The following is a 10568-nucleotide window of genomic DNA, read 5'->3' as shown; positions in this document are numbered from 1 at the left end:
TCCGATGTATCAGGCCTCGAGCTACGACCCGAGTGATCTCCTGCACCCGGCTCGCGTGACCTCGGCGCTGTGCGGGCTGACGCGGGTGGTCGCCCGACTCGCGCTGGCGCCGGACGACCAGCGGGAGTACCTGCGCAGGGCTGGCGCCGGCAGCTTGGCGGACGAGCTGGCGTTGCAGATCGAAGCCGTGGTCGCTCTCCTGGATCCGTTGGAAGAGGCTGATCTCGTCGATCCGGCACAGGCCGAGTTGGCCCGCCGCATCGACGAAATGCTCGACCTGATGAGCGGTGCGGAGAAGGCGTACCTGTGGGAACCGGAGGCACTGTCGACGGCCCCGGAGTGGATCGAGGTACGTGCCCTCGCCAAGGAGTTCCTGTTCCTGCCTGATCCGTTCGGCGGCACGTAGCGGGCGAACGGTGGTCCGGGGCGAGAATCTGTTCGCCCCTGGTCACCCGTCGCCGAGCGTGGTGAGGAGGGGCCCCTTCTATACGCCAGGCGTTAACAAGGGGCCCCTCCTTTCACCTCACTCGGGGACGCGGCGGTAGGCGCCGTCGCTGGCCGACGTGGCCATCGACGCGTACGCGCGCAGCGCCGCCGACACCGGGCGCTGCCGGTCGGCCGGCGTGTACGGCCTGGGGCGCTTCTCCTGCGCGATGCGCCGCGCCTCCAGCACGTCGTCGGGCACGTTCAGCTCGATGGACCGGCCCGGGATGTCGATGACGATCTCGTCGCCGGGCTCGACCAGGGCGATGAGGCCGCCGGAGGCCGCCTCGGGGGAGACGTGCCCGATGGACAGCCCGGAGGTGCCGCCGGAGAACCGGCCGTCGGTGAGCAGCGCGCAGGAGCGGCCCAGCCCGCGCCCCTTGAGGAACGAGGTGGGGTAGAGCATCTCCTGCATGCCGGGCCCGCCCTTGGGGCCCTCGTAGCGGATCACCACCACGTCGCCGGCGACGATCTCCTTGGCCAGGATGGCCGTGACCGCGTCGTCCTGCGACTCGTAGACCTTGGCCGGGCCGCGGAAGGTCAGGCACTCGTCGGGCACGCCGGCGGTCTTCACCACGCACCCGTCCGGGGCGAGGTTGCCGTGCAGGATGGCCAGCCCACCGTCGGCGCTGTACGCGTGCTCGCGGTCGCGCACGCAGCCGCCGGCCGCGTCGGTGTCCAGCGTCGACCAGCGGTTGGTGGTGGAGAACGGCTCGGTGGTGCGCACCCCGCCCGGGGCGGCGTGGAACAACTCGATCGCCTCCGGGGTGGCGGAGCCGCCGCGGACGTCCCAGTCGGCGAGCCACTGCGCCAGCGAGGGGGAGTGCACGGCGTGCACGTCGCGGTGCAGCAGCCCGGCGCGGTCCAGCTCGCCGAGGATGGCGGGGATGCCGCCGGCGCGGTGCACGTCCTCCATGTGGTAGTTCGGGGAGTTCGGCGCGACCTTGGCCAGGCAGGGCACCCGGCGGGAGACGGCGTCGATGTCGGCGACGGAGAAGTCGAGCTCGGCCTCCCGCGCGGCGGCGAGCAGGTGCAGGATCGTGTTGGTGGACCCGCCCATGGCCACGTCGAGGGCGATGGCGTTCTCGAACGCGGCCCGGTTGGCGATCTGCCGGGGCAGCACGGAGGAGTCGTCGCCGTCGTACCACCGCTTGGCGATCTCCACGACGGTGCGCCCGGCCTCGACGAACAGCGACCGGCGGGCGGCGTGGGTGGCCAGCGTCGAGCCGTTGCCGGGCAGGGCCAGGCCGATGGCCTCGGTCAGGCAGTTCATCGAGTTGGCGGTGAACATGCCGGAGCAGGAGCCGCAGGTCGGGCAGGCGGACCGCTCGATCTCGCCGAGCTGGTCGTCGGTGACCGCCTCGTTGGACGAGGCGATCATGGCGTCGATCAGGTCGATCTTGGAGTGGACGACGCCCTCGATCGCCACGGTCTTGCCGGCCTCCATCGGGCCGCCGGAGACGAAGACGGTGGGGATGTCGAGCCGCAGCGCGGCCAGCAGCATGCCGGGGGTGATCTTGTCGCAGTTGGAGATGCAGACCAGGGCGTCGGCGCAGTGCGCGTTGACCATGTACTCCACCGCGTCGGCGATCAGCTCGCGGCTGGGCAGCGAGTAGAGCATGCCGCCGTGGCCCATGGCGATGCCGTCGTCCACGGCGATGGTGTTGAACTCGCGGCCGACCCCGCCGGCCTCCGCGACCGCGTCGGCGACGAGGCCGCCGAGGTCCTTGAGGTGTACGTGGCCGGGGACGAACTGGGTGAAACTGTTGGCGATGGCGACGATCGGCTTGCCGAAGTCGTCGTCGGTCATCCCGGTGGCCCGCCAGAGGGCCCGGGCGCCGGCCATCGTCCGACCGTGGGTGGAGGTCCTCGACCGCAGCTCAGGCATGGGTACCAGTCTTGCACCGTCGGAGGGGCAACCGCCGGGGCGCGGCCCCGTATCCCAACAGTTGCACACCCGGCCCCCCATGGGCAGCGGGCATCCGGCACAGTTGGGAGCGTGCACTTCCCCCCGGGCATGATCGCCGTCGCGGTGCTGAGCGGGCTCGTCGCCGCCGGCGCGACCGCCCTGTTGGTCGTCTCCGCCCGGCGCTCCGGCCGCCAGTGCGGGCGGGCCGCCGGGCTGGTCGCCGTGGCGGGGGGCTTCGCGGTGGCCGGCCTCGCGGTCGGGCTGGCCGTGGCGCTGGCCGGCGAGCACCTGGCCCACCGCCAGGGGCAGCGCACCGGCTGGGCCACCCTGGTCTCCGCCGGGGTCGCGGCGAGCGCGCTCGCCTTCGGCGCGGGCCTGCTGCGGCTGCCCGGCGCGGGGGCGACCCGCGCGGCGACGGCCCGCCTGGTCCTCGACAGTGTGACGATGGCCACCGCGCTCTGGTTCGTGGGCTGGGTGCTCTTCTCCGAGCCGACCCGGCTGCTCGGCGCGGCCACGCCGATGGCCTGCGCGCCGATCCTGCTGGCCACCGTCAGCGTCGCGCTCACCGCCGGGCTCACCCTGATCGTGCTCCTGCGGGCCGCCCGGCCCCGCCGCCGGCTGGCCCTGCTCGGCACCGGGATCACGGCGGTGACCTCCGGCGGGCTCGGCATCGCCGGCGGGCTCTGCCAGGCCGTGCCGGGCATGGCGCTGGCGGGGGCCGTGCTGCTCGCGGCGGGGCTGCTGACCGCCGCGCTGGTCGTACGCCGGGCCGACCCGCCGGGGCAGCTCGACGTCGACCTGATCGGCGCCGACGGCGCGTACGCCTTCGTGCCGATGGGCGCGATGGCCGCCTCCGCGATGTACCACCTGCTCCAGGGCGGCCGGTTCGACGCGCTGGGCATCGTCGCCGGCAGCCTGGAGGGCTTCGCGCTGGTGGCCCGGCAATACCTGGCCCTGCACGACGTGCGCCGCTACGCGGGCCGGCTGGCCGAGCGGGAGGCGCACTTCCGCGAGCTGGCGCACACCGACCCGCTGACCGGCCTGGCCAACCGGCGGGGGCTGCTGCGCGCCCTGCACCAAGCGACCGGCTCCGGTGACCCGTGCGTGCTGCTCGGGCTGGACCTGGACGGCTTCAAGAACGTCAACGACATGCGCGGGCACGACGTGGGCGACGAGGTGCTGGCGGAGGTGGGCCGGCGGCTGCGCGGCAACCTGCGCCCCGACGACCTGGCCGCCCGGCTCGGCGGGGACGAGTTCGCGGTGCTCGTGCCGGGCCGCCCGGCCGAGGCGGGGCGGGTCGCCGAGCGGCTGCTCGGGGTGCTCGGCGACCCGTACGACCAGCCGGGCGGGCCGGTCTTCCTGTCGGTGAGCATCGGGGTGGCCGGGCTGCCCGACGAGCCGGACACGGAGCTGCTGCTGCGCCACGCCGACCTGGCCCTGCGCTACGCCAAGCAGCGCGGCAAGAACCGGATCGAGCACTACGACGGCGCGTACGACAAGCTCTTGCGCCGCCGCACGACGGTGGAGCACGAGCTGCGCGGCGCGATCGAGCGCGACGAGCTGCGGCTGGTGTTCCAGCCGGTGGCGTCGTTGCCCTCGGTGCGCCCGGTGGGGGCGGAGGCGCTGCTGCGCTGGCACCACCCGGAGCTGGGCCACGTGCGCCCGGACGAGTTCATCCCGCTGGCCGAGGAGTGCGGGATGATCGCCAAGCTCGGCGCGTGGGTGCTGCACCAGGCGTGCTACCAGCTCTCCCGCTGGCTGGCCGACGGGCACGACGTCTGGGTGTCGGTGAACGTCTCGCCCCGGGAACTGCACGCGCCGGAATACGTGGTGCAGGTCGCCGACGCGCTGCGTGCCCACCACGTGCCGCCGCAGCGGCTGGTGCTGGAGGTCACCGAGCACGCCGTCGCCACCGACCTCGACGAGCTGATCCGGCGGCTGACCGCGCTGCGGCGCACCGGCGTCCGGATCGCCCTCGACGACTTCGGCGCGGGATATTCGTCACTCGGCCAGCTCCGCCGGCTGCCGATCGACATCCTCAAGATCGATCACGGGCTGGTGGCCGAGCACGAGCCGGTCCGCCCGGCCGGCGCGGACGGCCCGCCCTTCGCCCCGATGGTGGACATCGTGATGCGCCTGGGGCACCAGCTCGGGCTGGAGGTGATCGCCGAGGGGGTGACCAACCCCACCGAGCTGGCCGCCGTGGTCGCCGCCGGCTGCCGGTTCGGCCAGGGCGCGCTCTTCGGCTGGGGGGTGCCGGCCGAGCACCTGGAGGCGATGCTGGAGGCGGCGACGTCGTCCGGGGCGCGCCGTTCCCCGGTGCCGGCCCCGGCGGCCCCGGCCGGGCCGCCGGCCCCGGTGCGGCCGGCGCGTCTGCCCGCCCAGCGCGCGGACTGGGAGGGGCCCGCCCCACGGGCCGACTGGGACGGGTCCGCGCAGCTCGCGGGGGGTGCGGGCGGCGCGGCGGGGCAGGACGCGCCGACATCCGTTAACCAAAATGTGGGATCAGTTGACTCATCGCGTGAGATGCGGCAGGCTTGACCGCATGTCGTCGAACCGGTCTCCGCGAGTACTTACCTGAGCGCACTCTCCGTCGTCGAGAGTGCGCTGGCCCCGTGCATGTCTGCACGAGGGCCGTTTTTATTGCCATCGGACCCATCGCATCGGGGCGGGCACCCGCCCGCGCCGCACGCCCGCAGAGCACCAGCCACTCCAGCCGAAGGCCTGAACCGCAATGACGAGACCCACGCCAGAGACACTTGCCCACTCCGCCCGCCGGGCCCGCGCCGGCGCCGAGCCCGCGACCGACGCCGCGGCGACCGGCCGCGCCGCCGCCGTCCCGGCCGCCCCGGCCGTACGGCAGCCCGAGCCGGTCCAGCTCTCCGGGGCCGGTTCCCTCGTGCGGTCCCTGGAGGCGCTCGGCGTCGACGTCGTCTTCGGCATCCCGGGTGGGGCGATCCTGCCGGCGTACGACCCGCTCTACGACTCCACCGTCCGGCACATCCTGGTCCGGCACGAGCAGGGCGCCGGCCACGCCGCCACCGGCTACGCCCAGGCCACCGGCCGGGTCGGCGTCTGCATGGCCACCTCCGGCCCGGGCGCGACGAACCTGGTCACCCCGATCGCCGACGCGTACATGGACTCGGTGCCGATGGTGGCGATCACCGGCCAGGTCGCGCGGCCGTCGATCGGCACGGACGCCTTCCAGGAGGCGGACATCCAGGGCATCACCCTGCCGATCACCAAGCACAACTTCCTGGTCCAGACGGCCGAGGAGATCCCGCGGGTGCTCGCCGAGGCGTTCCACCTGGCCTCGACGGGCCGTCCCGGCCCGGTGCTGGTCGACATCCCGAAGGACGTCCTCCAGGCGCAGACCACGTTCTCCTGGCCGCCGATGCTGGACCTGCCCGGCTACCGGCCGACCCTGCACCCGCACGGCAAGCAGATCCGCGAGGCGGCCCGGCTGATGACCAGCGCCCGCCGGCCGGTGCTCTACGTCGGCGGCGGCGTGCTCAAGGCCGGGGCCACCGAGGGGCTGCGCCGGCTGGCGGAGCTGACCGGCATCCCGGTGGTGACCACGCTGATGGCGCTCGGGGCGTTCCCCGACTCGCACCGGCAGCACCTGGGCATGCCCGGCATGCACGGCACCGTGGCGGCCGTCTACGGCCTCCAGAAGGCCGACCTGATCGTGGCGCTGGGGGCCCGGTTCGACGACCGGGTGACCGGCAAGCTGGACTCCTTCGCCCCGGACGCGACGGTCGTGCACGCCGACATCGACCCGGCCGAGATCGGCAAGAACCGGCACGCGGACGTGCCGATCGTCGGCGACGCGAAGCACGTGATCGAGGAGCTGATCGCGGCGGTCACCACCGAGCGGGCCGCCGGGCGACCGGCCGACCTGGGCGACTGGTGGACCCAGCTCGACGACCTGCGCGAGCGCTACCCGCTGGGCTACGAGGAGCCGGCCGACGGCACCCTCTCCCCGCAGTACGTGATCGAGCGGCTGGGCAAGATCGCCGGCCCGGACGCCGTCTACGTGGCGGGCGTCGGCCAGCACCAGATGTGGGCGTCGCAGTTCATCTCGTACGAGAAGCCGGGCACCTGGCTCAACTCCGGCGGCCTCGGCACGATGGGCTACGCGGTCCCGGCCGCGATGGGCGCCAAGGTGGGCCGGCCGGACACGGTGGTCTGGGCGATCGACGGCGACGGCTGCTTCCAGATGACCAACCAGGAGCTGGCCACCTGCGCGCTGGAGGGCATCCCGGTCAAGATCGCCGTGATCAACAACGGCAACCTCGGCATGGTCCGGCAGTGGCAGACGCTGTTCTACAACGAGCGCTACTCCAACACCGAGCTGGGCACCCACAAGCACCGCATCCCCGACTTCGTCAAGCTCGGCGAGGCCCTCGGCTGCGTCGGCCTGCGCTGCGAGAACGCCGCCGACGTCGACAAGACCATCGAGGCGGCGATGGCGATCAACGACGCCCCCGTCGTGATCGACTTCGTGGTCGGCAAGGACGCGATGGTGTGGCCGATGGTCGCCGCCGGCACCAGCAACGACGAGATCATGTTCGCCCGCGGCGTCCGCCCGGCCTTCGACGAGGACGACATCTAGTCATGACCGAATGCACCGAGCGCAGCGAGGGCCATGAGGGCATGACAAGAGAGGCACTGCCATGACGATGCACACGCTTTCCGTGCTGGTGGAGAACAAGCCGGGTGTCCTGGCCCGGGTCTCCGGGCTGTTCTCCCGGCGCGGCTTCAACATCGACAGCCTCGCCGTCGGCGAGACCGAGAACCCCGACGTCTCGCGGATCACCATCGTGGTCAACGCCGAGTCGTCCCCGCTGGAGCAGGTCACCAAGCAGCTCAACAAGCTGGTCAACGTGCTCAAGATCGTCGAGCTGGACGCGCAGGTCTCGGTCGCCCGGGAGCTGCTGCTGGTCAAGGTCCGCGCCGACCGCGCGGCCCGCAGCCAGGTGCTGGAGACGGTCAACCTGTTCCGCGCCCGGGTCGTCGACGTCGCGCCCGACACGCTGACGATCGAGGCCACCGGCACCCCCGACAAGCTGGACGCGCTGCTGCGCGACCTCGAACCGTACGGGATCAAGGAGATGGTCCAGTCCGGGACGGTGGCGATCGGGCGCGGCTCGCGCTCGATCACCGCGGGCCCGGCTCTGCGGGCCGCCTGATCCCCCGCACCACCGACCGCACAAGCCACGACGGGCCACACCCGGGCCGCCGTACGAAAGGGAAGTCAATGAGCGTTGAGGTGTACTACGACGACGATGCCGACCTCGGCCTGATCCAGGCCAAGAAGGTCGCGGTGATCGGGTACGGCAGCCAGGGCCACGCCCACGCGCTGTCGCTGCGCGACTCCGGCGTCGACGTGGTGATCGGCCTGCCGGCGGGCTCGAAGAGCCGGCCCAAGGCCGAGGAGCAGGGCCTGCGGGTGCTCACCCCGGCGGAGGCCGCGGCCGAGGCCGACGTGATCATGATCCTGGCCCCGGACACCGCGCAGCGCGGCCTCTACACCGAGGCGATCGCCCCGAACCTGGCCCCGGGCAAGGCGCTCTTCTTCGGCCACGGCTTCAACATCCGGTACGACCTGATCAAGCCTCCGGCCGACGTGGACGTGGCGATGGTCGCCCCGAAGGGCCCGGGTCACCTGGTCCGCCGCCAGTACGTCGACGGCAAGGGCGTGCCCTGCCTCGTCGCCGTCGAGCAGGACGCCAGCGGCACCGCGTTCGCCCTGGCCCTGGCGTACGCCAAGGGCATCGGCGGCACCCGGGCGGGCGCGATCCGGACCACCTTCAAGGAGGAGACGGAGACCGACCTGTTCGGCGAGCAGGCGGTCCTCTGCGGCGGCGCGGCGGCGCTGGTGCAGACCGGCTTCGAGGTGCTCACCGAGGCGGGCTACGCCCCGGAGATCGCCTACTTCGAGTGCCTGCACGAGCTGAAGCTGATCGTCGACCTGATGTACGAGGGCGGCATCGCCCGGATGCGCTACAGCGTCTCCGACACCGCCGAGTACGGCGACCTGTCCCGCGGCCCGCGCGTCGTCGACGCCCGGGTCAAGGAGGAGATGCGCAAGATCCTCTCCGAGGTGCAGTCGGGCGAGTTCGCCCGCGAGTGGATCGCCGAGGACGACAACGGCCGCCCCAACTTCGCCAAGTGGCGGGCCGAGGGCGCGGCGCACCCGATCGAGGCGACCGGCCAGAAGCTGCGGTCCATGATGAGCTGGGTCGACCGGCCGATCACCGAGACCGCCTGAGCACTGCCCGCACCGCGGCGACCCGCCCGACGCTCTCCCCGGCGTCGGGCGGGTCGCCGTGTCATTTCACCCAGCCTTAACACCCTTGACATGTCGGGTTTGTGAGGGCACTCACCCCAGCGTCCGGGGCACGCCGGGCGGCCCGCGCCCTACGATCGCGGGTAGGTGCGTAGCCGGCACCTGACGGCCATGGCACGAACCAGCGCAGGGCGCAGCGCGGCGCCCCGTCGCCCCGGCCGACCGCCAAACGACCTCTACGAGGACCGATGAATCCTGTCGTACTGATCGCCGAAGAACTCGCTCCCGCCGCCATCGAGGTGCTCGCCCACGACTTCGACGTCCGTCACGTCGACGGCACCGACCGCCCGGCCCTGCTCTCCGCGCTCTCCGAGGCCGACGCGGTGATCGTGCGCAGCGCCACGCAGATCGACGCCGAGGCGATCGCCGCCGCCCCGCGGCTGAAGGTGGTCGCCCGGGCCGGTGTGGGCCTGGACAACGTCGAGGTGCCGGCCGCCACCGCGCGGGGCGTCATGGTCGTCAACGCCCCCACCTCCAACATCGTCTCCGCCGCCGAGCAGGCCGTCGCGCTGCTGCTCGCCGTGGCCCGCAACACCGCCAGCGCCAGCGCCGCGCTCAAGGCCGGCGAGTGGAAGCGGTCCAAGTACACCGGCGTCGAGGTGCAGGGCAAGACCGTGGGCGTCGTCGGCCTCGGCCGCATCGGGGTGCTCTTCGCGTCCCGGATGGCCGCCTTCGGCACCCGGCTGATCGCGTACGACCCCTACATCCAGCCGGCCCGCGCCGCCCAGCTCGGCGTGCGCCTGGTCGGGCTGGAGGAGCTGCTGCGGGAGAGCGACTTCATCTCGATCCACCTGCCGAAGACCCCGGAGACCGTGGGCCTGATCGGCGAGAAGGAGCTGTCGATCGTCAAGCCGGGCGTGCGGATCGTCAACGCCGCCCGGGGCGGGCTGGTCGACGAGCAGGCCCTCGCCGACGCGATCGCCGAGGGCCGCGTCGGCGGCGCGGGCGTCGACGTGTACGCCAAGGAGCCGTGCACCTCCTCGCCGCTGTTCGCCTTCGACAACGTGGTGGCCACCCCGCACCTGGGCGCGTCCACCGCCGAGGCGCAGGACAAGGCCGGCCTCGCCGTGGCCAAGAGCGTGAAGCTGGCCCTCCAGGGCGAGTTCGTGCCGGACGCGGTCAACGTCCAGGCCGGCGGCGTCGTCGCCGAGGACATCCGCCCGCTGCTGCCGCTGGCCGAGAAGCTGGGCCGGGCGTTCACCGCCGTGGCCGGCGGGGTGGCCGCCAGCGTCACCGTCGAGGTGCGCGGCGCGGCCGTCGCCCACGACGTGTCGGTGCTCAAGCTCGCCGCGACCAAGGGCCTGTTCAGCTCGGTGGTCGAGGAGCAGGTCACCTACGTCAACGCGCCGCACCTGGCCGCCGAGCGGGGCGTCGAGGTCAACCTGGCCAGCCAGGCCGAGACGACCGACCACCCGACCCTGGTGACGGTCCGCGGCGCGCTGCCCGACGGCCGCACGGTCAGCGTCTCCGGCACGGTCGCCGCGGCGGGCGCCCGCGACGTGCTGAAGCTGACCGAGGTGGACGGCTTCGACGTGGAGATCGGCGCGGAGGGCATCCTGCTCTTCCTGCGCTACGTGGACCGTCCGGGCGTGGTCGGCACCGTCGGCACGCTGCTCGGCGAGGCCGGCATCAACATCGCCGCGATGCAGGTGGCCCGCCGGGAGGCCGGCGGCGAGACCCTGATGACCCTCACGGTCGACCAGGCCCTCGGCGCCGACCTGCTCACCTCGGCGGCCGACTCGATCGGCGCGACCGCGGCCAGCGCCGCGGACCTGCGCGACGAGTAGGCATCCGTCCACCGTGGACCGTCGCGCACGGTCCACC

General features: G+C 73.0%; 7 protein-coding genes. 6 read left to right on the top strand and 1 reads right to left on the bottom strand.

What is annotated here, in order from left to right; genetic code table 11:
- The first annotated feature begins 4 nt into the window (after positions 1-4).
- Positions 5-406: a hypothetical protein gene (locus HDA31_RS22135; RefSeq protein WP_219825011.1), complete on the top strand. Its 402-nt coding sequence runs from the start codon at positions 5-7 to the stop codon at positions 404-406.
- A gap of 117 nt (positions 407-523) precedes the next feature.
- Here the strand turns inward: HDA31_RS22135 and ilvD are convergent, their stop codons facing one another.
- Positions 524-2371, bottom strand: a complete 1848-nt coding sequence (gene ilvD, locus HDA31_RS22130) for a dihydroxy-acid dehydratase (RefSeq protein WP_178063751.1) — start codon at positions 2369-2371, stop codon at positions 524-526.
- A 129-nt stretch (positions 2372-2500) separates the two neighbouring features.
- On the opposite strand from ilvD, the gene HDA31_RS22125 reads away from it, so the two are divergent.
- The 5 genes from HDA31_RS22125 (at position 2501) to serA (ending at position 10531) form a co-directional block, all read left to right on the top strand.
- Complete coding sequence (locus HDA31_RS22125) at positions 2501-4933, top strand: putative bifunctional diguanylate cyclase/phosphodiesterase (protein ID WP_221487640.1); 2433 nt, start codon at positions 2501-2503, stop codon at positions 4931-4933.
- A gap of 193 nt (positions 4934-5126) precedes the next feature.
- Positions 5127-7007 carry an acetolactate synthase large subunit gene (locus HDA31_RS22120; protein WP_178063753.1) on the top strand — a complete coding sequence of 627 codons (1881 nt, stop codon included), beginning with the start codon at positions 5127-5129 and terminating at the stop codon, positions 7005-7007.
- Positions 7008-7068: 61 nt separating this feature from the next.
- Positions 7069-7584 carry an acetolactate synthase small subunit gene (ilvN, locus tag HDA31_RS22115; protein WP_178063754.1) on the top strand — a complete coding sequence of 172 codons (516 nt, stop codon included), beginning with the start codon at positions 7069-7071 and terminating at the stop codon, positions 7582-7584.
- A 68-nt stretch (positions 7585-7652) separates the two neighbouring features.
- Positions 7653-8666 (top strand): ketol-acid reductoisomerase, encoded by a 1014-nt coding sequence (gene ilvC, locus HDA31_RS22110; protein WP_074473763.1) that lies wholly within the window; start codon positions 7653-7655, stop codon positions 8664-8666.
- A 266-nt stretch (positions 8667-8932) separates the two neighbouring features.
- Positions 8933-10531 (top strand): phosphoglycerate dehydrogenase, encoded by a 1599-nt coding sequence (gene serA / locus HDA31_RS22105; RefSeq protein ID WP_074473764.1) that lies wholly within the window; start codon positions 8933-8935, stop codon positions 10529-10531.
- Positions 10532-10568 lie beyond the last annotated feature (37 nt).

It is taken from the genome of Micromonospora carbonacea (assembly GCF_014205165.1).
Lineage (GTDB): Bacteria > Actinomycetota > Actinomycetes > Mycobacteriales > Micromonosporaceae > Micromonospora > Micromonospora carbonacea.
Note: the sequence above shows the minus strand (reverse complement) of the source record. Positions and strands in the feature narration are given on the sequence as shown.

Excerpts from the sequence above, each read along its gene's own strand:
- HDA31_RS22135 (WP_219825011.1), top strand. The coding sequence starts at position 5 with ATGTATCAGGCCTCGAGCTACGACCCGAGTGATCTCCTGCACCCGGCT.
- ilvD (WP_178063751.1), bottom strand. The coding sequence starts at position 2,371 with ATGCCTGAGCTGCGGTCGAGGACCTCCACCCACGGTCGGACGATGGCC.
- HDA31_RS22125 (WP_221487640.1), top strand. The coding sequence starts at position 2,501 with ATGATCGCCGTCGCGGTGCTGAGCGGGCTCGTCGCCGCCGGCGCGACC.
- HDA31_RS22120 (WP_178063753.1), top strand. The coding sequence starts at position 5,127 with ATGACGAGACCCACGCCAGAGACACTTGCCCACTCCGCCCGCCGGGCC.
- ilvN (WP_178063754.1), top strand. The coding sequence starts at position 7,069 with ATGACGATGCACACGCTTTCCGTGCTGGTGGAGAACAAGCCGGGTGTC.
- ilvC (WP_074473763.1), top strand. The coding sequence starts at position 7,653 with ATGAGCGTTGAGGTGTACTACGACGACGATGCCGACCTCGGCCTGATC.
- serA (WP_074473764.1), top strand. The coding sequence starts at position 8,933 with ATGAATCCTGTCGTACTGATCGCCGAAGAACTCGCTCCCGCCGCCATC.